Annotated in this window: 24 protein-coding genes and 1 pseudogene; 12 read left to right on the plus strand and 13 right to left on the minus strand. The window is 53.4% G+C overall.

From position 1 onward, the window contains the following. Positions 1-105: 105 nt before the first annotated feature. Positions 106-1,233, minus strand: coding sequence for a mechanosensitive ion channel family protein (locus AC09SL_RS13570; RefSeq protein ID WP_058545922.1), 1,128 nt, complete (start codon positions 1,231-1,233; stop codon positions 106-108). A gap of 471 nt (positions 1,234-1,704) precedes the next feature. Next, positions 1,705-2,622 (minus strand): DMT family transporter, encoded by a 918-nt coding sequence (locus AC09SL_RS13575; RefSeq protein ID WP_064106929.1) that lies wholly within the window; start codon positions 2,620-2,622, stop codon positions 1,705-1,707. A 104-nt stretch (positions 2,623-2,726) separates the two neighbouring features. On the opposite strand from AC09SL_RS13575, the gene AC09SL_RS13580 reads away from it, so the two are divergent. The 5 genes from AC09SL_RS13580 (at position 2,727) to AC09SL_RS13600 (ending at position 6,290) form a co-directional block, all read left to right on the plus strand. Then, positions 2,727-3,593 carry a LysR family transcriptional regulator gene (locus tag AC09SL_RS13580; protein WP_058544775.1) on the plus strand — a complete coding sequence of 289 codons (867 nt, stop codon included), beginning with the start codon at positions 2,727-2,729 and terminating at the stop codon, positions 3,591-3,593. Positions 3,594-3,870: 277 nt separating this feature from the next. Continuing rightward, positions 3,871-4,143 (plus strand): hypothetical protein, encoded by a 273-nt coding sequence (locus AC09SL_RS13585; protein ID WP_058544774.1) that lies wholly within the window; start codon positions 3,871-3,873, stop codon positions 4,141-4,143. 728 nt (positions 4,144-4,871) lie between these two features. Then, positions 4,872-5,339: a hypothetical protein gene (locus AC09SL_RS13590; RefSeq protein WP_058544772.1), complete on the plus strand. Its 468-nt coding sequence runs from the start codon at positions 4,872-4,874 to the stop codon at positions 5,337-5,339. Beyond that, positions 5,336-5,731, plus strand: a complete 396-nt coding sequence (locus AC09SL_RS13595; RefSeq protein WP_058544771.1) for a DUF6678 family protein — start codon at positions 5,336-5,338, stop codon at positions 5,729-5,731. Before AC09SL_RS13590 ends, AC09SL_RS13595 begins: the two co-directional genes overlap by 4 nt. Positions 5,732-5,840: 109 nt before the next feature. Next, complete coding sequence (locus AC09SL_RS13600) at positions 5,841-6,290, plus strand: hypothetical protein (RefSeq protein WP_155742080.1); 450 nt, start codon at positions 5,841-5,843, stop codon at positions 6,288-6,290. Positions 6,291-6,802: 512 nt separating this feature from the next. Here AC09SL_RS13600 and AC09SL_RS13605 read toward each other — a convergent pair. The 4 genes from AC09SL_RS13605 to AC09SL_RS13620 are packed head-to-tail and all read right to left on the minus strand — an operon-like array spanning position 6,803 to position 10,590. Continuing rightward, positions 6,803-8,413, minus strand: a complete 1,611-nt coding sequence (locus AC09SL_RS13605; RefSeq protein ID WP_058544769.1) for an AAA family ATPase — start codon at positions 8,411-8,413, stop codon at positions 6,803-6,805. Positions 8,414-8,441: 28 nt separating this feature from the next. Further along, a complete protein-coding gene (locus AC09SL_RS13610) occupies positions 8,442-8,963 on the minus strand; it encodes a 4Fe-4S single cluster domain-containing protein (RefSeq protein ID WP_058544768.1) in 522 nt (173 codons plus the stop codon). Continuing rightward, a complete protein-coding gene (locus tag AC09SL_RS13615) occupies positions 8,964-9,596 on the minus strand; it encodes a DUF2997 domain-containing protein (protein ID WP_058544767.1) in 633 nt (210 codons plus the stop codon). A 1-nt stretch (position 9,597) separates the two neighbouring features. Then, positions 9,598-10,590, minus strand: a complete 993-nt coding sequence (locus AC09SL_RS13620) for a hypothetical protein (protein WP_058544766.1) — start codon at positions 10,588-10,590, stop codon at positions 9,598-9,600. A 476-nt stretch (positions 10,591-11,066) separates the two neighbouring features. Here AC09SL_RS13620 and AC09SL_RS13625 point away from each other — a divergent pair. After that, positions 11,067-11,381, plus strand: a pseudogene (locus AC09SL_RS13625) (hypothetical protein); the annotation flags it as partial. Between the two features lie 67 nt (positions 11,382-11,448). Here AC09SL_RS13625 and AC09SL_RS13630 read toward each other — a convergent pair. Then, the gene (locus tag AC09SL_RS13630) at positions 11,449-12,240 is read right to left on the minus strand and encodes an NAD(P)H-dependent oxidoreductase (RefSeq protein ID WP_058544777.1); all 792 of its coding nucleotides are present in this window, start codon (positions 12,238-12,240) and stop codon (positions 11,449-11,451) included. 84 nt (positions 12,241-12,324) lie between these two features. Between AC09SL_RS13630 and AC09SL_RS13635 the strand changes: the two genes are divergently transcribed. Then, positions 12,325-13,242: a LysR family transcriptional regulator gene (locus AC09SL_RS13635; protein ID WP_058544764.1), complete on the plus strand. Its 918-nt coding sequence runs from the start codon at positions 12,325-12,327 to the stop codon at positions 13,240-13,242. Positions 13,243-13,708: 466 nt separating this feature from the next. Here AC09SL_RS13635 and AC09SL_RS13640 read toward each other — a convergent pair whose 3' ends face one another. Both AC09SL_RS13640 and AC09SL_RS13645 read right to left on the minus strand, forming a co-directional pair. Further along, positions 13,709-14,239: a helix-turn-helix domain-containing protein gene (locus tag AC09SL_RS13640; RefSeq protein ID WP_058544763.1), complete on the minus strand. Its 531-nt coding sequence runs from the start codon at positions 14,237-14,239 to the stop codon at positions 13,709-13,711. A gap of 16 nt (positions 14,240-14,255) precedes the next feature. Beyond that, complete coding sequence (locus AC09SL_RS13645; protein WP_058544762.1) at positions 14,256-14,588, minus strand: hypothetical protein; 333 nt, start codon at positions 14,586-14,588, stop codon at positions 14,256-14,258. Positions 14,589-15,143: 555 nt separating this feature from the next. Here AC09SL_RS13645 and AC09SL_RS13650 point away from each other — a divergent pair. Continuing rightward, positions 15,144-15,530: a hypothetical protein gene (locus tag AC09SL_RS13650; RefSeq protein WP_058544761.1), complete on the plus strand. Its 387-nt coding sequence runs from the start codon at positions 15,144-15,146 to the stop codon at positions 15,528-15,530. Between the two features lie 270 nt (positions 15,531-15,800). Here AC09SL_RS13650 and AC09SL_RS13655 read toward each other — a convergent pair whose 3' ends face one another. Beyond that, positions 15,801-16,367, minus strand: coding sequence for a hypothetical protein (locus AC09SL_RS13655; protein ID WP_058544760.1), 567 nt, complete (start codon positions 16,365-16,367; stop codon positions 15,801-15,803). Between the two features lie 221 nt (positions 16,368-16,588). Here AC09SL_RS13655 and AC09SL_RS13660 point away from each other — a divergent pair, with 221 nt between their 5' ends. After that, entirely contained in the window at positions 16,589-16,792 is a 204-nt protein-coding gene (locus tag AC09SL_RS13660) for a phage integrase N-terminal SAM-like domain-containing protein (RefSeq protein WP_231139240.1), read from the plus strand. 214 nt (positions 16,793-17,006) lie between these two features. Here the strand turns inward: AC09SL_RS13660 and AC09SL_RS13665 are convergent, their stop codons facing one another. Then, positions 17,007-18,509 (minus strand): hypothetical protein, encoded by a 1,503-nt coding sequence (locus tag AC09SL_RS13665; protein ID WP_155742082.1) that lies wholly within the window; start codon positions 18,507-18,509, stop codon positions 17,007-17,009. Here AC09SL_RS13665 and AC09SL_RS13670 point away from each other — a divergent pair. Next, entirely contained in the window at positions 18,508-18,831 is a 324-nt protein-coding gene (locus AC09SL_RS13670) for a hypothetical protein (protein WP_155742083.1), read from the plus strand. The two genes, AC09SL_RS13665 and AC09SL_RS13670, sit on opposite strands and share 2 nt — an antisense overlap. A gap of 191 nt (positions 18,832-19,022) precedes the next feature. Here AC09SL_RS13670 and AC09SL_RS13675 read toward each other — a convergent pair whose 3' ends face one another. Beyond that, a complete protein-coding gene (locus AC09SL_RS13675; RefSeq protein ID WP_058544759.1) occupies positions 19,023-19,916 on the minus strand; it encodes a LysR family transcriptional regulator in 894 nt (297 codons plus the stop codon). Positions 19,917-20,010: 94 nt separating this feature from the next. Between AC09SL_RS13675 and AC09SL_RS13680 the strand changes: the two genes are divergently transcribed. Beyond that, positions 20,011-21,177, plus strand: coding sequence for an MFS transporter (locus tag AC09SL_RS13680; protein WP_058544758.1), 1,167 nt, complete (start codon positions 20,011-20,013; stop codon positions 21,175-21,177). 125 nt (positions 21,178-21,302) lie between these two features. On the opposite strand, the gene AC09SL_RS13685 is transcribed toward AC09SL_RS13680, so the two are convergent. Continuing rightward, positions 21,303-22,229 (minus strand): LysR family transcriptional regulator, encoded by a 927-nt coding sequence (locus tag AC09SL_RS13685; protein ID WP_058544776.1) that lies wholly within the window; start codon positions 22,227-22,229, stop codon positions 21,303-21,305. Between the two features lie 227 nt (positions 22,230-22,456). On the opposite strand from AC09SL_RS13685, the gene AC09SL_RS13690 reads away from it, so the two are divergent. Continuing rightward, the gene (locus tag AC09SL_RS13690) at positions 22,457-23,893 is read left to right on the plus strand and encodes an NAD-dependent succinate-semialdehyde dehydrogenase (protein ID WP_058544757.1); all 1,437 of its coding nucleotides are present in this window, start codon (positions 22,457-22,459) and stop codon (positions 23,891-23,893) included. The last annotated feature ends 1 nt before the right edge of the window (position 23,894 follow it).

Below are 23,894 nucleotides of genomic sequence, written 5' to 3' on the forward strand. Positions count from 1 at the left end.
GAGCTGTCGAGCGAAGCGAGGCTGCGATCTTTTGGAGGCTGCGATCTTTCGAGTCCTACACGAAAAAACCAAAGATCGCAGGCGCCCCAAGCATCGGCAGCGATCTCAAGCATGCCCGGCACGCGACGAATGCTGAGTGACCGGGCGCAGTGCCACGGAGTCGGGCAATGAAGCGATATGGAGGGTCTGTGACGGGAAAGCAAATTTCGTGTCCAACTCGGCAACCGCTTCCATGATCTTCAGATTGATACTCTGCTGGACGTCCATGTAGACGTTATAACTGGCGTCCAGGACGATATACACCGTCTCGAACTCAAGGGCGCTCTGGCCAAAACTTCTGAAATGACACCGATCGAACCGGGCCTGCTCTTCACTCCTGATGATTGCTTCAACCCGCTGCGTGATCTGCCTGATCTGTTCGGTTGAACAGTCATAAGTCAGGCGAAACTCGAAGACAATCCGTCGCTCATGCAGCCGTTTGTAGTTCTGGATCGTGCTGCCGATCATATCGGCGTTCGCCATGACAATTTGTTCGCCCCCCAGACTTCGTATGCGGGTCGTCTTCAGGCCAACGTGCTCCACCGTACCGGCAAGCGAACCCACCACGATGAAATCACCAACCTCGAATGGCTTGTCAACGGCGATCGCCAGCGAGGCGAACACATCGCCAAGAATATTCTGCACCGCCAGTGCCACGGCAATACCACCCACGCCAAGGCTCGCCACGAAGGCCGTGATGTTAACGCCAACGTTGGATAGCATCGCGAGTAAAATCACCGCCCAGAGGAGCACCCTTGCGCCCCAGAGACTCAGGGTCGCCAAGGCACTTGCCTGGAATGTCCCATTCGCACCATGGACAGAGAAATAGCGATGCAGCAAAAGCGCCAATGCTCGGTTCGTCCATAAACCGACCTGCAACGCGACCACCACGAACCAAAGGCTGCTGACACGACTGAGCCAGCGCTCAGGCAAATCAAGTATGCCTATCCCGACCAGAATCGACGCCAATAACAGCAGCGTGTTGCTGGTTGCCGACAGCACTTGGCTGGCAATGTAGCCAAGGTGACCATCGCCCGCCCTCGCCCTTGCCTGGATTCTCTTGAAAACAAAGCGGATCGCGGTTCTTGCAAGCACGTAGCTGAGCACAGCAGCGCTAAATGCAAAGATCCAGCTAGCCAACGAAATACCTAGCACCGTGTACCCTTCGAAAAATCCCTCAAAACCCTCAATCATTGCTTACCCCTTGAAGTCCTGCGGCGGCGCATAAGTCATGGCATCACGCAAGGTAAAACACCGCTTGATCCATTGCGCAAATCAAGTGGCCTGTTGGGGGTTAGTCGTTATGAGCACCGCAGTGTTCAATGAAATCGTTATGTCGTCGCCAGGAGAAAGCGCCAACGACCTTTGCCTATACCGGCGAAATCGTCGCCAGTACGCCGATCAACAGGGTCAGCGCCAAAAACCCACCTAAAAAAATCGCCATCTTCGTCATGAGTACCCCTGAATCAAGAAATTGCAGTACACCGGCCGCCCGAGAGGCTACCCGCGTGGTTATTCTGGGGTGGGGCCCGGGTTCATTACAGAGGCACCTGAGGCAGGAAAGTACGGATCAGACGAACCTCCTGCAGGCCAGCACAGGACTCGTCGCGGATTTATTGATCGTTCCCACGCTCTTGCGTGGAATTGCCTACACCCACGACAGAATCAACCGACTTTTACCCCACTCCCCGGCTCAAGCCTCAACGCCAGCACGCTCATCAACACAATCACCGCCCCCACAATAACCATCGCTGACGGGCGCTCGGCCAACACCAAAGAAGCCATCAACATCGCCGTGGGCGGTATCAGGTAAAGCGCCATGGAAGCGCGGCTCACGTTGCTGTGCGCCAGCACGTAAGCCCAAGCAAGGTACGCCAGCGCGCTGGGAAAAATACCGAGAACCAACACCGCCAGATTCACCGAAGCCGAAGCCTGCCGCGCCGCGCTCAACATCCCCGGCGCAAAAATGAACAACAGAATCGTGCCCGACCAGACGGTGTAACAAACCAGGGTCAAACCGTCATAACGATGGGCATGGCGCTTCTGCAAAGCGAAATACAGGCTCCAGGACAGCGCCGCCAACAGGATCAATAGTCCATGGGCGTCCATATCACCCAAGCCACGATCCCCCGCGACCACCACGCCTGCGCCAAGCAAGCCGCACAGCACACACCCCCACTGCCAACCACTGACCCTGTCCTTGAAGACGAAATGCGCCAGTAACGTGCTGAACAACGGCGTGGACTGGGCCAGCACACTGGCCGCCCCGGCACTGACGCCCCGTTGGCCGTAGTTGAGGGCGATGTGGTGCAGGCTGACGGCAAAAAAACCCAACACCGCCAGCAACGGCAAATCCCTGAGACGCGGCCAGGAAATCCCCCTCACCATCGCCACAAGGGCCATGAACACTGAAGCGATGAGAAACCGCATCAACGCTAGCTGCCCGGGTTCATAAGCCTGCAAACCAATACGAATACCAATCGGCGAATAAGCCCAGCAAACGATCACCAACAGCGCCGCCAGGATAACCTTCACACCGGTTTTGCCGGAGGAACCTTCAACCAGCGCAAAATGCGTTTCCATCCAAAGTGTTCCTGCTCACTGGCCGATTTGCCTCGAAGTATCGAAACCACCCAACCTCAGCACAAGTGACTTAAACTCAGCCCATCATTCACTTTTGGTGAGCTATGGAACTGTCCCAACTGCGCATGCTCAAGACAGTCTGCGAAACCGGCAGCATCGCCCGCGCCGCCGAAGTGCTGCACTGTGTGCCGTCCAACATCACCGCACGCCTCAAGTCACTGGAGCGGGAACTCGGCACGCCGCTGTTTTTCCGCGAAGGTCGCGGGCTGCAGGTCAGCCCGGCGGGCGAAGTGTTTCTGGAGTACGCGACAAAAATACTGAGCCTGACAGAAGAGGCCCGCCGCGCAGTCGCCCCCACCCGCGCCCCGAGTGGCCCACTGCGCATAGGCGCCATCGAATCCAGCGCCACCGGGCGCCTGCCGCAGTTACTCGCCAAATACCACGCGCAGTATCCGCAAGTGTCACTGGAACTGAGCACCGGCACCTGGGCGCAGTTGCTGGACGATGTCCAACATCACCGGCTCGATGGCGTGATCGTAGCGGTGGACATCGAACGGCCTGGACTCAAGCGAGCCGTGATGTACCGCGAAGACCTGGTGCTCATCGCCTCCGAATCCCTTGGCCCGCTGCACAGCGCCGCCGATCTGCAAGGCAAGGCGATCTTCATGTGGCCCACGGGCTGTCCGTACCGCTTGGCGCTGGAGCAATGGCTGCTGCGTCATGAGCAAGTGCAACCGATCACCAGCATTGCCAGTTATGGCGCCATTGTTGGTTGTGTCAGCGCGGGTGCCGGCGTCTCGCTGGTGCCCCGGGGGATCTATGAGCAATATCGCCAGGGGGCTGGTTGGACGGGGTATGAGTTTCCTGAGCTGACGGGGATTGATAACCTTTTTTATTGGCATGAAAACGCCGGGAGACATCCTGCCAGGGAGGCGTTTTTGGCGATGTTGCAAACGGAGTTCGAAGGCTAGTTGTTTTTTGTGGCGAGGGAGCTTGCCCCGCTGGACTGTAGGAGCTGTCGAGCGAAGCGAGGCTGCGATCTTCCCCGTCGATGGTTTTTGAATCAGCCGAGCCAGCCATGTCAGATCCCTCCGGCAAAAAACGATCGCAACTCCTACGAAGCTTTAGGAACCCGTCACCTTCCCCACCCAATCAGACAAAATCTATAGTGATGCCCATCGCTCAATGGCGATCAGGTTTGGCGACCTGAGGATCGGATCAGCCCATTAACCTGATCGGAGCAATCCCATGGAAAGATACATCCCCATCACCGGCATCGACTGCACTCCCGCTTCCCTGCTTATTGATACCCAAGCCCCTCTTGACGTTCTGCATGCAACCGCTGATCACCGAATACGTGTGGTGACCCAGGTACTGGAAAACATTGCGTTTCGTTCTGAAATTGCCAGTGACACGGTGGTGCTTTCGGACTTTGCACAGCTTCTGGTTATTCCGTTGCGTGATGGCTGTGATTTGCTGGAGGTGATTGGTCGGCGACTTCAGGCGCAGGCTTTAAGCTGATGAAACGACGGGCGCCTAAAGGCGCCCGTTTTCGCAGTCGACTCGATGGCTTCGTAGATACTAGTCTTAGCCAAACCCCTGCACCTTCCACGCTTGCAGTCAGCACACAAACCCGGAGCCTTTTCACATGAAGCTACGCCCCCCACAGGCATATCACCTTGAGCTCTTTGACGAAGGACCCTACCGCCTTTTTTTGAACGGGGCGCAATGCAAATTTTCGAAACCCGCGAGCACACGTCAGCATCCGAAGCTGTACACGTTGTCAGCAGCCGGCAAACTCCTGTACGTAGGCATAGCGTCCCAACCCATGTCTTCACGTCTTTCGTTTGGTTTCCGAGCGAAGGGCAAAGGCGGTTATCACGGGTACAAGTGGAAGAATCTGAGACATAGGTTGGCTCTAAGCGTGTGGACTGCCGAATACGAAGGAGAGCCCACTACGCTAAGGGATTTGGAAACAGTAGAAGCTGAGGTCGCATTTCTCTGCAGGCAGCAATCGGGTCAATGGCCGGAATTCCAGCATGAGATTCACTTCTACCCATCATTTTGTGTCCATAGGGAAGCAGCCCAGGAGATTTACGCCCACGCCATTCAGCGGAGTTCCTAACGCGAACGTCCGTGGAACTATCACCGCCCAACCGCCCCTTAATAACTGTGGTCTGACCTCGATTTCTCTTTCAAAATCGGCACAATAGCTTGCTAGGCATCCTCTATTAACAGACGGATTTTTCATGCATCACCGCATCCACGCCGCTTACCATCAAGCGGCCTTCTCCCGCAGCACTTGCGCGTGGTTGACCATTGACGATGTGGCTATCGAGCAATGGTTGGCCTCCCACCTGAATGACGCTAGTGTCGCCCTGCTTGGTCTTTCCTTAATGTGGTTGATGGATGAGGAAGAAGATGCCATCGCCAGGCGCCGCTTCATTCCCGGCGAGGACAGCAGCTCCACCCTTGTACCATTGCTGGTGTGCAGCGACGATATGGACTTCGACTGCACCGTGCTGATGGTCGAACAGGTTATCGACGGCGACACCGTGCATTGGCGGCGTTTCGGCTGGAGCGTTTCCGGCAAGCTGGAAGTGGGTATTTCTACTCGCTGGAACGCGGAAAACCATCCGGTAAGCTTTTCCCTGAAGGAGTTCCGCGCAGCGCTGGAGACGTTCGACAAACTACAGAAGGAACCGCTGGTTCAATGAGGGGCACGGATTTTAAGCAGCAACTTCCCCAGCCCGACGATGCTGCGAAAGCGAAGCTTCGCAGGCTGTTGGCTGCCGGCACGATTTTGCCAGTGATGAATCAAACCAAATGGGCCGAGCTGATCGAAGCAATGCTTGGCTCGCCGCAAATGCAACCGGAATTCAGACTGCACAGTGTCTTAGCTCCGAGCGGCTATTGCACAGACTGGGATGGCGACTGGCATTACCACATCCATCCGGTAGCGGAAATCGAGTGGATCGAACTCAGAGCGGTTTCGCTCGATTGGTTGCTGTCCACACTGAGAAAACACAACCTTCCGTTTTCGATCGAAGGTGAAACGCCTCGTGTATGGGGCTATACGAGAATTGGCACGCAGCCTGTTTGGTGCTGAACTCAAGAGTTTTCGACGACGGTTTTCGGCCCAAGATAGACCAACCAACGAACAAGCTGATCAATCTCAGTAAACTGCGTTCACCCAAGGCCGCCCCCGTGGTTCCAGCATGCAAATAGTGATAGACAGCAGACCAGATGATGTTCTCAGACTCGAACACCTCTTGGAGGGACACAACTATACCGTCTGGATAAATACCTACGGCCCTCTTGGTATAAACCAAACTCTCGAAGAAGCCCTTCGTGGTTCTGTTTCCAAAGATTGTGTTGTGGGTAACGCGACCTCGGTGTCTGTAGAGGATGCCAGAAGCCAAGTACTGGAGCTGCTGCTTCACACGGGCGACGGCGGTTATGGGCCACTGGATCTGTTGACTAAGCGCTCGGAAATTCTGTCTTTAGCCGAAGCCTTGTTTCAATCAGTGAATCTCGATCAGGCCGAAAACGTAACCTCATTCTGGTTTGCAAAAGGGCACCCAGCCTACCCAGTGTTTTGGGATTTTGCGTTCGATATCCACACCTTGGGGCAACGATGGATCCTTATGGGCAGCAGCAGTGATTAGCTCAATCGGCGCCCTCTGTTGCTCGATTATGATCGGCTATTTTTCGGAGCCGCTGTACGCGTCATACTTGGAAACCGTGCCTGCGCAATGTGCGTATGGATACGAGTAAGTGATTTGAGCCTTAGATTCTTCTTCGAGGGCTAGCGCTCCTTTGGTCGATTTCTGCCTGTCATGATGGGCGGCGGTCGGGCCAGAAGCAGCGGTTCGAGCGTGCACGCTTTGAGTCGATGGCTACCCCGCTCACCAATGTCCAAATCCAGCGGTTCGGAACTCTGTTTCAAGGGAAGAAGTGTTGGCCATAGAGGTCATCCTTTCTTCCCAGGGCCCGCTCGGTTCTGTTGATCCGCATGGGCATGTCGCTAGTGTTTAAGCGGTTGGGCCGCCATCTATCAGGGTGACCAGTTAGTCGTCTGGTACTTTGCAGCACTGGCTTGCTCTTGCAGTCATTTTACCGACCAGACCATCAGCCGAAATTTGTGCAAAAACCCTACCCACGGATAAATCATCGCAGATTAAAAATCAATTTGCCTGCCGCCAATTTGAGTTTCCGTATCATTTTGACCGGCAACCATAGCCGAAGCGCTAATTGCATTTTGATTCGCCCAATCACGAAGCTTTGTAAACTCGTCTTTCCGCATTTTGCTCATGGGTACTAAACGCGAAATAGTAGTTTCAAAATCAGCCATAGTCAGGTCGCTTGCATCATCAGAGCCATTCATCCGCCGTGAGAAGGCTTCAATCAGCGATTCCCCAACCCAAGCTTCGATTTCAGCACCAGAAAGCACAATATCTTTACCAAAATTCGACTCGCCTCCTAAAGCAGACAATCGATCCAAATCAAATTTTTCTGGGTCACGTTTCAGTTTCTTCAGATGTATTTCAAGAATCTTCTTTCTTTCTAATGTCGACGGGAAGTCAACGAAGAATATTTCGTCGAATCGTCCTTTTCTCAAAAACTCTGGAGGTAAGCTGTTGATGTTGTTAGCGGTAGCAAACACAAAAACAGGCGCCATTTTTTCTTGCATCCAGGTCAATAGCGTGCCGAATACGCGTGTAGCCGTACCACCATCAGATGCTCCTCCGGAAGAGCCGGAAAGTCCTTTTTCAATTTCATCGATCCATAGGATGCAAGGTGAAATAGCTTCGGCAGTACGTAGCGCGGAACGAATATTGGACTCTGAAGAACCAACTACCCCTTGGAAGATTTTTCCCATATCCAAACGCAGCAAGGGCATGTTCCATGACGACGATACACATTTCGCCGTTAGAGATTTACCGCAACCAGGAACTCCAGTCAGGAGCAAACCCTTTGGAACTCCGACACCGAACTCCTGAGCAATCTGCCCAAAACACTGGCTACGCAAATGGAGCCATTTCTTGAGAGTTGCCAGTCCTCCAACATCCTCAAGATTAACCTTTGAGTCAATGTATTCCAGGATACCCGTTTTCCGTATGATTTGTTTTTTTTCGAAAAGCAGATCTTTTACGGTATTTTCATCAACACTCAAACTAGATACCAATGAACGAGACAAGCTATTGTCAATTTCCAATCCCGTGAGGCCCAAAGCGGCATCAATGAGTTTATCTTTGGTTTCGCTAGACAGATCAATCTTAACGCTGCTGTTGCCTTGCCAGGAATTAACAAAATTATCTATCTGAGCCTTGACTTCATCTCTTGAAGGCAAAGGAAAATCAATCAACGTGACTTCCTTCTGAAGATCATTGGCAATTTCAAAGCTGGGCGCAATGATAATGCAATTGCTTCGATATCCACGCGAGCGGATATTGATGGCTAAATCTCGAAGTCGACGACGATAGACAGGATTTGAGCTTGAGGCAAGGTAGTTATGAGCATCACAAAAAACAAAAATATTTTTGCTGCCTTCCTCCTTCGCCTTTTCTTCGCAAAAGTCCAAGGCCATTTTCAAATCAAAGGTTTTATCCCCCGCCACGACGCCATTTATTTGAACTCCTAGCGTCGAGTTCCAAACGAACAATCGATGGCTGAGCGCCTTGGCGATCTCAGAAATTCTATTGAGTGCGCGCTCTTCCTCGAAAGATTCAAGGACCAAAATCGCATAACGCGCTTTGAGGTAATCTGTTATCTGCTTGGTACGGTCCATGCTTGTTATCCCTGCGCTTGAACTTAGGTTATATATGCATCGGAAGACCGGTTTTGGTAACACCGGAATTTGAAACGACAAACTCGACAACTCTTCTAGCACGGAAAAAGTCAACGTCGACTCTGTCGCTGGTCTTGATAATCTGCTTGTACTGATAGGGATGTTTTGCGTTATGCCGATACCGACCAGCCAGCGTCAAGTCTACGGCTTTAACAACACGAATCATGGCTTCATTCTGGAATATCTCTTTTGGCGTATAGCCTGTATAAAGTATCCAATTTTTCTCGCCATTGACGGCATGTATTAATTTTTCCACGGCTGGCGCCTGATCGAGCGGCTCCCCTCCAGAGAGGGTAACCCCAACTATGTCCAGCGCATTTATCTTCTGCGCCAACTCATCAACAGTCATCAGCGTATTCACTTCTCCAGCGTGGGTCCCCGGATTGAAGCACCCCTTACAATTCAACGCACAACCCTGTACCCATAATGTCAAGCGCAACCCGGGGCCGTTAACGCAGCTCAACTCCATGTGGTGTACATTGATTTTCATTTAGAAATTCGCGCTGAGAATTTGAAGGGTTTGCTCTTCATGGACTACGGTATATTCCGGCTTCCACTCAGTCACAAGCTCCGCAGTAGGACTAGAAAGTAGAGATTCAAGCTCTTCGGTAAGCTTTGTGCAAATGTCGCCTTTCACGCCATGCACCTCTTCCGTAATTTCATCGCCCGTAAAGGTGACATGGATGCTGTATTCATAGTTAGGTCCAAATTCAACCTCGAACCCTTGAAGCGTTTCTTTCACTCTTGCTGGAATACCTGATGCGTCTATGCGCTTGATGGTTTCATCGATGGCTACGCTGATGTACGCTTTCTGAAAGCGCAAAGCCAAATCAGCCATTATCGCTTCATCGTCGGTTGAAACAGTTCCCCGTTCGATGAGGAGTTTGTAGGCCCCCTCCTCAATTTGGCAAACAAATAGATTGAATTTATCAGCCGTTTGGCCACAAACAGCTCTAAATTGCTGCTTTCCCAGATACCCGATTTTGCTCAAAACCTTTTTACTGAAGTCGCTGGCAAATACGGAAACCAGACCAGTCGTTGGGCTAAGACCCATCTTGCCGAATGCTTTGGCAATGGCTTCTTCATTAACGTAAGAAAATTCAAACTTTGTACAATGAGACATGTTAAAGCTCCAGCTTGCGGCCAGGAACAACTTCTTCGGCGTTCTGGATAGCAATTAATACGCCAGGGGAAACTTCAATGTTGCGCGTAGATGGTATGGATGCAAGCGCGGCCTCAGGTGCAACAACGTGTGAAGTCGAGGCTGGAGTTCCAGAGTCGACCACTACCCGACGCCTTTGTGTTACCTGTGATGCGCCGCTACCACCAAGTAGACTTGCATCAATTGCTTCCAACAGCTTTCTTATTACCAGAGTGGGACTTGATGTGAGCCGTTCGAATAGCCCCATACACAACAAAACATCGGCTCCATCATCGAATTGCAATTTAACGAAGTAGTTTTGATTTTCATCGCCAATGATACCAATATGCGAGATCTGCTTCAGGTCTCGTGACAGCTTTTCCCAAAGATGCCCATCAAACCACGCTACAATTAACTTTGTCGCTGTTGCGGCAAAAGCATTGCTACCAACCTCAAGCTTGTCAGCATCAAAATTCTGGTAGCTGACCAGAATCTTATCCCCTACAGGAAATCCCAGAGCGGTTGCCAAATATTCATTTGTCGAAAAATCGACATCCGCGTGAAATTTTAAGCTTTTTGACAGAGCGTAAAGGCTAAAGATACCTATTAATCCGAAGGCTATTGCTTTCAGAGCATACTCCGGCGCAAGAACTACAAAAACCACAAAAATAAAAACAATGATTCCATAACCGTAATTTAAGGCCGTCTTTGTACTGAGTCTTTTATCTCTATAACCCTGAAATGTCTTGCCGGGAATATATTTTTTTGAAGGTACAAATAGCAAGGCGCACGCACCAAAAAAAACCAGACAGATAAGCCCCATTGCAGCCTGACGCTTTTGCCCACTTTGCAACCCTTCAAGAAACATCCATGCACCGGCAACGATGAAAACAGGTAAGGATGCGAGTACTGCAAACCCTGTTTTATTACCTTTGGTGATCATCATCATTTTCCACAGCGGGATAGTCTTTATCATTCACAAACCTTCTAAAGTTGGTGCAGAAACGCGTAGGGAGAGGATGACTGTAGCACTACTCATTGGTCGATGCTACACGACGATCTTTGGTTATCACGCGCTAGGGATGGTCTGAAGTAGCCATATTTCTGGCCAACTTTGACCACTGGCGATTTTGAAAGTGGCGCGTCGATCCAAAACGCTCAGATCGCTCACTCATTTCTGGCTTTTCAGCCTCTGCCGCCCCCCTCAGCGGCCATCCCCCGTACTACAGGCGCACCTCTCCTGCGTTGCTGCGAATGCCAAGATCGGACTTCAAAAAAACTCCTCCCGTTATTGAAACTGAACGGGGAACACTATCGGCATAGTTGTTGCGCAAATCAGGCAACCCCGAAAAGCACTATCATTGCTGAAGCGCCGTTTGGGAGCGATGATTGGGCAAGAGCCCCTCTTTCGATAGTCGTTTCCAGGTATTACTTCAGCCCGCAGTTACACTCGTGTACGTGCATATCGCAGGCGACGCGTTTCCCGAAGGTGATCTGTCGCAACTGTCTGATGGGCCGACGCTTGAGCAAAGGAAGGCGAATCGGGCGCGCGCAGTGGTTGAAGTCACTGGGCTCGGTGGCAGCGTCACACGCTCTGTGATTGAAACCGTGAACGGCTATTCCTATACGCCGTTGGCGGCAGTCGAAGCGGCGCGCCGAGTATTGAACGGTGAACGCCAGCCGGGCTTTGCAACACCGGCCAGGGTCTTCAGAGAGGGGGTCACCCTGAGCATCGCCGGGACCGTCATTACTGACATCCAGGAATGATCAATCCTGAGGCGCACGACCCGACTACTAGCGCCCTTGGGCTCAAGCCTCCAATGCACGTTTTACCTTAAACCCTCTCACCGTCACTGATATGAATACCAAGATCACAACGACCAGAAGCAAGATGCGGCTTAAGCGTCAACGCCGGGATTTCGTAATCGCCGTGATTCTGGCGACGAAATGGCAAGGGTTGATCACTGAAGAGCCTATCCAAGCGAGCGGCATAAGCCGTGCAAATGGATTGGAACCGGGCGGCGTCCATCTTGCTGGTCTTATAGATTGGGAAGGCCGGCAGGACCGTGAAGCCAGGATAGAAAAGCACCCCGTGCTGGATAGGAAATAGCAGGTCATCCAACGCGCCGTTCACCCCTCGGCCACTGTAGTGGGATTCCCAACCGCCCATTGTGACCACCAACATGGCGCGCTTGCCTGTCATGCTGCCTTCGCCGTAGCGATCGCCCCAGTGGCTTTCGCTATGTTCGCCGACACCATAGGCAAACCCGTAGGCGTAGACGCGTTCGATCCAGCCCTTGAGAATCGCGGGCATCGAGAACCACCACAGCGGAAATTGAAAGATGACGGCATCGGCCCAGAGCAGTTTAGCCTGCTCTGCCTGGATGTCCGCCGGTTGGCTGCCAGCGGCAAATACACGCTGGGATTCAAGTGCCGGGTTGAAAGGCGTTTCTGCGTCATAACCAGGGGCGTCGTCCGGATCGAGGGATGCTTTCCACCGCATGTCGTAGAGATCTGAGACTTGGACCTCGTGGCCTGCTGTTTCCAGGTGAGTGATCGCAAAATCCTTGAGCGCGCCATTGAGCGAACGAGGTTCGGGGTGGGCGTAGATCAGTAGTATTTTCATGAGGGCTCCGCGTTGAATGTGCCCCTCAGCGTAAGCACGCATCCGCTATGATAGAAATGAATTCCCGAAACACATGGTATTTGCATGCACAATAGCTTGCGTCGTCTGGATCTTAATTTGCTGGTCACATTGGATGCCTTGCTGGCCGAGCAGAATGTGACGCGGGCAGCGCGCTTGCTCAATCTCGCGCAACCGACCGTCAGCCTGCAATTGGGCAGGCTGAGGGATCTTCTTGATGATCCGCTTTTACTGCCAGGCCCCCGAGGGATGTCGCCCACCGAGCGAGCTCGCGAATTGCAGGGGCCCCTGCGTGACGCGTTGGCCGCGCTGGAAAGCGCACTGAGTCCTGTTGGTGCTTTTGAACCCGGTCGGTCCGATCAAACGTGGAAGATCGCTGCCAGTGATTATGCGACGACTGCCTTGGTCTGGCCGTCGCTCTCGCGGCTCAGGCACCTGGCCCCGTACACGCGGTTGGCGCTTGTGAATAAACCGACTGGCGACTATGCCAAGGATCTGGAGAACGGCCTGATCGATCTGGCGCTGCACACCCGCGATGAAGCGCCGCCGAAGTTGCGTCAGCGCTCCTTGATTCACGAACGCTATGTGCTGGCGGCGCGGCGCGGCCATCCCGCGCTGGCAACCAAGCTGTCGCTCAAAGCGTTCTGCGCGCTTGAACATGCTGTCATGTCACCTGATGGCGCCGGCTTCGTCGGCAGTACCGACCATGCGCTGGCAGCTGAAGGTCTGGAACGGCGAGTGGTATTGTCCGTGTCCAATTTCAACTCGCTGGTCTCAGCATTGGTGCACAGCGACTTGGTTGCGGTGGTGCCGCAAAGGCTGGTGAAACATGAGCCAGCGCTTCACGTCCAGACACCTCCGCTCGCCATTCCCGGGTTTGAAATGCTGATGTTATGGCCCGAGCGACTGCATCGCGATCCTGCCCATATGTGGCTACGCGAACTTATTGCTTCGACGTTGGAAACAACCCGCACGCAAAAATGAATGGACCGGAACACTCACATTCAATCCATGCCATTCGGAGAACGTGGGGACCGAATAACGGAGACATATCTATTTATCTTGAGTTAAATAAATCCGAGTTGGCTTTTAGCCTTGACTTGAGACCGGCTAATGGGCGTCCCCTTTTCCCCAATTACGCGCTTCAGAGCATCCATAACATTTCAAGACTAAAAAAACTCCAAGAAATGGCTATGATGACAATTGAATAATATATGAAATCATCAAGAAGAAAACCCCCAAAATTACACAAATAGAGTCGCGAATAGTCCACTTCGCCACTATTATAACTTCTCGAGCATCTTTTGATAGCTTAACTAATTCCGCCAAGTGAGGATTTGATGGAGTAACTCCATCTAACCTTCTTGCTCTAAACCTGAACCATTCAACCCGAATGGGTACTACCGCTAGTAGGATTGTTCCAATTAACCCAAGCAATGATGACCACCCATTAGCGCTCATCAATTTTTACCTGCATAGAAATGCTGTGGAAAATGGCCTCGCTATCCACTTCAACCTCAATGGCTTCAGGAAGCCTTACATGCCCCTCCGAGTTAATCGAAACAACAGCAAGAGATTCATGCTCACTAGGATTTAAAAGGTATTGCTGCCTTAATAGAGCAAAATCGTGCATTATTTCGACAAGAGCGTTTGTGGAGGAACTTTTACTTGTGGAGCTTATTTCGACTGGCTTTATATCAACGTTTAACTCCCCTCCGAGGGCTTGAGCGATAGCGATCATATCTTCAAGTTTCGGTATATTTTTTGGGGTTGGGTTCTCCATGTTAAAAATTACATCTACAGAGCAGCCAATGTTTTTTGCAAGTGTTTCTTCGCTCCATTCCAGCTGACTTCTAAGGCTCTTAATGGTTCGCGCAAAATTATTAGCAATCTTGGCCGTAGACCATATCCTTCGTGACACCGGGTCACTCTTGGACTTTTCTTCAATCAAATTAACTAAAGATAAAACTGACTTTTTCATTTGGCACCTTGTGTCATTATGGGCCGGACGGCTCCACCAAGACAGATTTTCCCAGTTCAATCCAGTTCTGGTCACCATTAATGGCTCTATCTATGGTTAGATTTAATTGAAGGGGAGAAGGCTTTCTATCCCTGAACAATACATTGCAAGGCTTTTGTTGGAGATGCCAAACACGTATTGCCGTACCATTCGCCACACAACTGCCTTTGATCCACCCCGTTTTCTCAATGTCGTAAAGCTCGGCTACCAACCAATATGCACCTTCCATAAGATCAAGAGTTCCACTTTGAACCCAACCCTTTAGACTTTCATAAGTCCCGTCATTGAACCTCATACTAACGTTAATCATATCGCCCTCCTATATTTCGATCTTTTTTATTTTTGTTGTAAAATTGGCGGAATTGTAAACCGCCCCGCATATAGCTTCTGGGCTTTCATAAGCACGCACATATATTCTGAATTGACATATGCCATACCTGTAATATTAGGATAGGCAGAGAATAGACACGGACGTCCTGCGTGTCGATTTTTTTGGCCAAGATCTACCAAATAGTCCCAAGAGCAGGTCTGATGTCTGCGGCATGTTCAATGTAGATGAGCATAAGCTACTGAATTAAAATAAAAAAATTGCTTCGAATTCCTTTGCTCACGGATACGCACCGCTCCTGCCCGCTATGGGCGGGTTTATGCCTTTCGTGACAGGCAGCTTCTGGCCGATTCTGTTGAAAGAGCGTAAACGGGGACAGACCACGATTGTGAGGCGGTCCGATTAAAGGTGAACGCAAAATCGTGGTCTGTCCCCGTTTCGCACATGTCCCCGTTTCGCACAGCGTTATGCCGGTGGCGAGCGCGGATTGAAAACTTGAAGCGGCGGGGCTATTGAACACCCCGCCTGGAGCCTTTTATGCCATCCACCTCACGTGACGACGCCCGTATTGAGCGTCGTCTCATCGCCACCCTGACCGAAGCCTGTGAAACCGCCAAAACTGAAATCCCGGGCTTCGCCTGGCTGACCCACACCGTCGACTATCGCGCCTTCCCCCAAAGCCTGCGCGTGATCTGGATCTTCGACAGTCGCGCCAGCCAGGAACACGCCCTCTCAACGGGGGCAGACAAACGCATGCGTGAGCTGACCGCCGCCGCCCTGAACGACGCCGGCTTACACGTCACCCATATGGCCCGCTGCGTCAGTTTCGACTCCGAAGAAGAATGCCGCCTCCGGCATGGCGGCGACTGGCGCCTGCGCCTGGCCAAGGTACACACAACCAACGCGGCTGCGAGCCATCGATGACCCATTGCCGCGGGCTCATTCTCGACGGCACCCGAGAAGACATCCGGACAGGTCATCTTGCAAACTGGAAGTCAGCTCTATCCGGAGTAACGGGTTGCTTTCGGCCAGAAGCTGTCCCTCAGCATCAGTACCGTGGACAGCCCTCTGACCTACGCAATAACCAACGGAAAGGGATTTGTTTATTAAAGAAATACGTCCCCACTCTATCAATTGTTAAGTGTCACCCTTATGCTTTTAGTCATAGATACTTACAAGGTTTTAATTGATGGTCTAGTGAAGAAGTGCGTATTTTGCAACGGTTAGCAAGTTCTGGATGATGACCCAGGCCATAAAGATAAATGCCAAATAGGTGAATCCAATAGCCATAGCTCTAGATTTTGGTGCCTGCCATTCTCCCAAATTATGAAACTTCCAAAACTGGTCTTGCAACCGCCCACCAGGTTTGTTTGTGAATTCAGCATCCCACCCTGCTTCTTTCAGTTCTTCTGAAACATCAAGGCCGTCTACATAATCAGAAAGATGCTCCTTGCCTTTCCCGTGTTCCGCGAAGCTTCTCCATGAGCTATGATCTTTTATTAATTGAGGGCACTTTGTTTGAAAAAGCAAATTCGATAACACAAAGAAAAAAGCGCTTAAGTAAAAGCAAAAAAATGAAAATGGCAACTCCATTTTAATGGGGATGATCTGGCCTGCGACAAGGAAGTTGACGTCTGAGGGGACTTCGCTGAGCGCTTTGACCAATATGGGTACGATAAACAGCCACATATACAACGACTTAACGGCATCAGTGTTGTGGATGCGGCTTATTTGACTCCACTTTCTTTTTAAAATCTTCAAGTTAACTCCGGTGTTTGGGTTTGTTTGGTGGCGCTTAACGTTTGGTTGAGGAGCGGGCTGCAGCCTGTCCCGGAGAGCGAAGCGAACAGTTCGTTGAACCACTAGGCGCCGCTGAGTTTGGATTGCACATTTAATGCGAGTGTCCCATACCAATACCCTTGCCTTAATTGTGCGTGGAAACTTTTGGTCTGTTATGCATTCCCTATACGCCATGCATGGAAATGCCCATTTCCCCGATCAGGAGCTGTAGAAAAACTCGCCCGCGACGCTACTCGATTCGCACGGAACCTGTCTATTGCGAGCGCGTTAAGCGCTTTATTCGTTTTCACTGCTATCGTCATCCGGCTGAAATGGGGGGCAGTGGGGCAGAGGCGTTTCTGTCCGATTCTTACGGTGCGTGGCGACGTTTCTGCCAGCATGCATAAGCAAACGCCATCAGCTCTACTTGGCCTAAAGAAATCATTCACAAACGACCGCTTTTGGCTGTGGATTCAACCTGTCGTGACTGGCAGAAAGCGGCCAAAAGCGGACCATCAATTTAGGGCGTATTTAAAACTCGATATAACCGAAATTTAGTTTGTCGTTAGATGAGACTTTTGCTCGCGATCCAATATCGGTCTATTTTAAAATTCTAAGACCTCAAAAAAAACTCTTGACGATAACTTTTATAATTTCCGCTGCAGTACAAGAAGAGCCGTTGGTACGTGAAGCAATAAAAGGTGCAATAAGAGGTACTCCTCCAATATGCGTAGCCGCAATCTTCGGCGGCATCTTCGCATCGGCATCATTCACGTCTTGGGCGAAACACTGAATAGTCCATTCACCTACAGGCTCAAACGGACCATATTTGCCCAGAAACTCTTCTATTAACCCCCCGGCAGTGAACCACCCGTCTGACTCATATGTGTCTAGACCAATACCATCATCCAAGAGAGGTACTCGGAAAGATCGTGCAGAACCCGGTGTGGTGAAAATCGCAAAGCCATAAAGTTCATCGCTTCTAAAAATACTCCCATCTGGACGAATTGCGCGTGCCTTTATGAAAATTGGTTCGTTTTGAAGAATTTGCTTAGGAGCGTCAAGAGTCCAGCTGACCGCATGTTCGTTCCTGACAGTCTCATTAACATCAAGCAACGTCGTTCTGCCCGAAGATAGTGATGACGTGTACCGCCAATTGATTCCAACTTCGAACGCTGCCCCTGCGCACATTTCATGTGGATAGATAATTTCAACATCAATGTGTTCTGAAATAGGCACTTCCCCCGTTGAAAGATTCGCATTCTGTCGGCCTCGCTCCCATGGATCAGCCGCGTCACTCATCCCAACGAGAATTGCCGCATTGGCGATTGTTGACAACAAGCCAGCGGGCGTACTCGGCATACCAAGCGCCAAAGGGTCAGGTACACACCATTCATAGTCAGCAGGATTGTCATGTCCGTGGCCACCGATTCCCACCTTTGCGGCCCCATGGCCTTTTGCCGCCTCCAAAAAGGCACCAATTCCTGCAACTGCAGCAATAATCCAAGCTACGACTTTCCACCAAGGGTCTTCGAAGGGGAGGGTCAATTCGAAGCCTGGTTGGCAGCTAAGTGCGCACGAAAATCTCTGTGGAAACTGCGTTGACGGTAACTGGACGTGAGTGTCTCCATTAAAGATAGAAATAGGTGGTGATTGTTCCGAGTTCTCAAACCTGATCGAAAGAGAACCTTCAGGCACGTCGCAGGTGTAGGTGCGTGTTACGACATTAAAATGCGTAGACGCAATAAATATGCGGGCGCTGGCGAAACCGTCCCAATAATGAGCCTTCTCCTCTTGGTCACGAGATTGCCCACCGAACTCTAAGACCAAAGTCCTTTTCCCAGGGGATGCAGCACTAAAATCAGCGAGCCACTGAACGAGGGTTGCAGCGCCACGCTTTAGACCTCGCCGAAAAAAAAACTGGTGAGGTGCAATTATTGTGTAATCAGAAGTAGACTTCGTCCGTACCCACAAGGACTCAATATCCATTCCCGAATTATTTACGATGTAAACGCTGATTAGCTGCTCTCTTATTGCACTATTGAAGATGCCATCTGGGAGCATCGCTCCTGAAAGCGGCTCGACAGAAAAAGGCCGCTTGATGATTATCACTGGCGGTGTCATGTCTATCCCCTTAGCGTACGCATTAGATAGGATGCTGAGCCTATTTCAGTATCAAGCACCGTTTCTGAGGCTTATGGCTAGATCCCTCTATCTCCATGGTAGATGGCAAATTATTTCTCCGCCGAACATCGGATCACCGTTCGGCGGAGAAAAAAAACAGCGCAGCACGTTGCTCATCCTGCTGTGTAAGAACCGCCTTTTTGATTCAAAAATGTACCAAACCGAACGTCTCCTTCTGGCCGATTCTGTTGAAAAAGTCGGTTATCCAAAACTGCTTGGCCATTGCCTAGTGAGAACGCCATTTTTGCACGCTGTTGCGTGAAATCTGCGTCTGGAAACTTCTGCCAAAAGTAAAGATTTCAATCTCGGACGCGTACTTTTCTGCCGTGGAAACCATGATCGACTTTTTCAACAGAATCGGCCGAAATCGGCCCCTCACAAATAGCCATATGTCGAACACCACCCGCTCAACGCAAACAGCATCCCCCCGCAAGAATCAGCTAACACCCTCCCTCACATCCGATGCCGCTCCACCAAAAAATCCACAAACAACCGCACCCGCGCCGGCATTGCCGCCCCCCCTACAAACACCGCATGAATCGGTTCCCGATCACCAGGGTTCCATTCTTCCAGCAGCGGTACCAGATCGCCGCGCTTTAGGTCCTCGCTCACGCTGAACTCGCCGATACGCGCAATGCCAGCCCCGACTCGCGCCAGTTGTGCCAGCGCTTCACCACTGCTGCATTCGATGTTGCCGCTGACCTTCAGGGAGAACGCTCGTCCGTCGCGGATGAACGGCCAGTTGGGTTCGGCACGCCGGAAGTTGAAGCGTAGGCAGTTGTGCCGTAGCAGGTCTTCCGGTTCCTGGGGGGTGCCGTGGCGTTGCAGATAGTCGGGCGAGGCCACCACTACCTGGCCGGTGTCGCCGAGCCTGCGCGCGGTCAGTGGGCTGTCGGGTAGATGACCAAAGCGTACCGCCACGTCGGCCTGGCCGCTGAGGATGTCGACCACTTCGTCGCCGAGGGTGAGGTCGACGACGATGTTGGGGTAACGGGCGCTGAAGGCTGCCACCAAGGGAACGATGGTCTGCCGCCCATGGCCGAGGGCGGCGCTGACGCGCAAGCGGCCCCTGGGTACGCCCTGGTCGGCGATGGCTTCTTCGACCTCGGCCATGTCGGCCAGGATACGTCGGGCGCCGCGCAGGAACGCCTCGCCCTCGGCGGTGAAGGTGATCGCTCGGGTGGTGCGCAGCAGCAGGCGGGTGCCAAGGCGTTGTTCGGTACGCGCGATGATCCGGCTGACCGCCGAGGGTGTCAGCCCCAATGCACGCGCGGCGGCTGAAAGGCTGCCTTCTTGCGCCACGGTGGCGAACACGCTCATTTCACCGGACCTGCCGTTGAAGTCCATTTGTGCTCCTTACGCAAAGGTGATTGCCAGAAATGCTATCTACCGCCTGAAAAAGTTGGATCGTAGCATTGGCGGCATAGATGAGGAGCCTTCCATGCGTATCAATCCACCACTTGTCGCACTCGCCATTGGTGCCTTCGGCATCGGCGTTACCGAGTTCGCCCCCATGGGCATGTTGCCGGGCATCGCTGCGGATCTCGGTGTTTCCATTCCCGCTGCGGGTCTGTTGGTCAGTGCTTACGCGCTGGGCGTACTGCTCGGCGCGCCGCTGATGACCCTGACCACTGGCAGGATTCCTCGGCGCTATCTGCTGATCGGGCTCATGGCGATTTTCACCCTGGGTAATCTGATGTCAGCCTTGGCGACCGATTACTACAGCCTCATGGTCGCCAGGGTGGTGACCTCACTGAACCACGGTGCGTTCTTTGGCGTAGGCTCGATCGTCGCCGCCAGCGTGGTCGCCCCAGAGAAGCGTGCCGGGGCGGTGGCGGCCATGTTCATGGGCCTGACCCTGGCGACCATCGGCGGTGTGCCGCTGGCCGCCTGGTTTGGCGAACTGTTCGGCTGGCGCACCGCTTTCTGGGGTATTACCGGCCTCGGCGTGGCGACCATGGCCGCGTTGTGGTTCGCCCTGCCCAACCTGCCGGCACCGCAAAGCGCCGGTGTACTGGCCGAAATTCGGGTACTGGGCCGTGGTCCGGTGCTGGGGGCGTTGGCCCTGACCATCGTCGGCTCGGGTGCCATGTTTACCGTCTTCACCTACATCGCGCCGATCCTCAGCAGCGAGACCCACGCGTCAACTGCCTACATCACGGCCATGCTGGTGCTGTTCGGTGTGGGATTGACGCTGGGCAACATGTGGGGCGGCAAGGCCGCTGACCGCTCGATCGACCGCACCCTGATTATTTCGCTGAGCGTGCTGATTCTGGTCTTGCTGGCGTTCACCGTACTGATGCGCTGGCCGCTGCCGGCCGCCGTGGCCATCCTGATATGGGGTATCGCCAGCTTCGCCCTGGTGCCGCCGCTACAGATGCGCGTCATGGAAGCGGCCAAGGACGCGCCCAACCTGGCCTCGGCGGTGAATATCGGCGCCTTCAACCTCGGCAACGCCATTGGTGCGGCGCTCGGGGGTGCGGTGATCAATGCCGGGCTGGGTTATCCGGCGATCTCCCTGGCCGGGGCGGCAATGGCGGGTCTGGGCTTGCTGATGGTGTTGGCTTTTGCCTGGCGTTCCAAAGCGATTGCAGCGGCGGTGGTGTGAGGATGATGTGAGAGCGGCTGTCGATCACCCTTGAGCAGTGTCCCTCACAATCGCCGAGCGCCCGGCGTCCTGGCTTGGCAGCGCCCCATCCGCTGAGGCGCAAGGACGCCGTTCCATCAACACATTCAATGGATAAGTGCTTGAGCGGTGCTCGCCAGCTGAACGCCTACCCGAGCCTTTAACGTATCGATAAAGCGCGTGATCTTTGCGTCGACAAACTGTCGAGACGTGTAGACGGCATACACGTTCCGCTCGTACGTATGGTAGTCAGGCAGCACCCGCACCAGCTTCCCGGAGCGCAGATCATCAATCGCGGTAAAGCCGGCCAGCAACCCGATCCCGGCCCCCTCCCGCACAGCAACCGCCATTGCGTCCATGTCATTTACGCTGAAACTTGGCCCCGTAGGGACAAAGGTAGCGTCACCCGACTGGCTCTTGAGCTGCCACTCATCCCGCACATAATCCACCGTCCCCAGCAGCAAGCATCGATGCTCGCAGAGTTGCTCTGGCGTCGCCGGGTTGCCGTGCCGCGCCAGGTACTCTGCAGAGGCCACCAGGACACAATGGCTGACGCCGATCTTCTGACTGACATAGGCTGAATCCGGCAGCGTGCGTGCAATCAGGATGGAGACATCCAACTGGTCCTCCAGCAGGTTGGGCATGCGCTGGGAGAGCATTAAATCCACGGTCACGTCGGGAAACTCCTCACGGTACGCCAGCACCGCGCCGGTCACCAGTTGCCGGGCAAGTCCAGGAACGCAGTGCACCCGTAATGTCCCCCTGGGCTTCAACGCCGCGTTGCTCGCTTCGGCTTCCGCGCTTTCAAGGTCAGCCAGGATCTTGATGCATCGCTCGTAAAACCTGCGACCTGCGTCGGTTACCGAGAGACGCCGGGTGGAGCGTTGCAACAGTCGGGCGTCCAGCACATTTTCAAGTGCGGAAACAGCGCGCGAGACGTTGCCGACGGTGGAGTCCAGATGGTTCGCCACGGCCGTGAAACTGCCCATCTCAACCACTTTTACGTACACCGACATATTTGAAAGCTTGTCCATTCTGATCGTCCTGTAGAGCTGCAACCCACTCGGAATAAAGGCGGATGCTACACGTCCCCTGCCGCGCTCGATATTACCTCTGGGGACAACAATGATTCCCTTGTGGCCGGCTAAATCAAACGGTTCACCTTCCATAGACTTGGTTTCACGGGCTGCCTGAGTACACACGAAGGCACAGCCGACAAGGCGCCGTACTCCCCCCTGACAACCAACCCAAGGGCCACATCATGAGCAATTCCTACGATCAGCTTCATCTTTTCATCGGTGGTGAATGGATCGATGCACAAGGGCGCGCGACCACCGCAGTCGTCAACCCCGCCACCGGATGCGAAATCGGCCGAGTTCCCCTCGCCACCGCGGGCGATATCGATCGCGCCCTGGAAGTGGCTCGACTGAGCTTCGAAGAATGGCGCCGGACAGTTCCTGACAAGCGCGCGAAAATCCTCAAGCGCGCCGCCGATCTGATCCTGGAACGAGCCACCCACATTGCTGCGCAGATGACGCTCGAAGAAGGCAAGCCGCTGAGCGAAAGCATGGATGAAGTGGTCCGCGCAGCGGAATACTTCGAGTGGTTCGCCGAAAGCGCACGCCGTATCGATGGCCGTGTCGTGCCGGCCAACCGCCCCGGTGTACTGCAACTGGTAAAACGCCAGGCGATTGGCCCGGTCGCTGCCTTCACTCCGTGGAATTTCCCGGCGATTACCCCCGCCCGCAAGCTCTCGGCAGCCTTGGCCGCAGGTTGCAGCGTGGTACTCAAACCGGGAGAAGAAAGCCCCTCCACAGCACTGGCCCTGGCTCGCGCCCTGGACGATGCAGGCTTGCCCAAAGGCGTGCTGCAAGTGATTTTCGGCGTACCGGATCAAGTCTCCAGCCAACTGATTGCCTCACCGATCATTCGCAAGGTGACATTCACCGGTTCGGTGCCCATCGGGCGGCTGCTGTCGGCTCGCGCCGCCGAGGGCGTCAAACCCATCACCCTTGAACTGGGCGGCCATGGCCCGGTGCTGGTATTTGCAGACGCAGACATCGAAAAGGCAGCGGTCGAAGGTGTCGCGAACCGCTTTCGCGGGACGGGCCAGGTCTGCATCTCGTCGACCCGATTCCTCATCCAGCGTGATGCTTATCAAGCGTTTGTCGATCGTTTTGTCGCGGCGACCAAAGCCCTGGTAATCGGCGACGGCATGGATCCACAGACCCAGGTCGGACCGCTGGCCAACGCCAGGCAGTTGGCCAAGATGGAGCAACTGGTCGCCGATGCAGTCGAGAAAGGCGCACGGGTACTGGTCGGCGGCGAAGCCCTCCCGGGGGAAGGTTTTTTCTTCCAGCCCACGGTGCTGGCGGATGTGCCCATGAACGCACGCGTCATGCACGAAGAACCCTTCGGGCCCATCGCGGTGCTGATGCCCTTCGATGACCTGGGCGATGGCCTGAAAGAAGCCAACCGCTTGCCCTACGGACTCTCGGCTTATGCATTCACCGCCAGCGCCCGTACTGCAATCGACGTCGCCGATGGACTGGAGGCTGGAATGATCGGGATCAACCAGTACCGCATCGTTGCCACCGAGCTTCCGTTTGGTGGCATGAAGGAAAGCGGCCACGGCTCGGAAGGCGGCATTGAAGGTATCGAGCACTACCTCACTCACAAATTCATCAGCCAGGTGTAAG

The sequence above is a fragment of the Pseudomonas sp. PF05 genome (assembly GCF_056521845.1).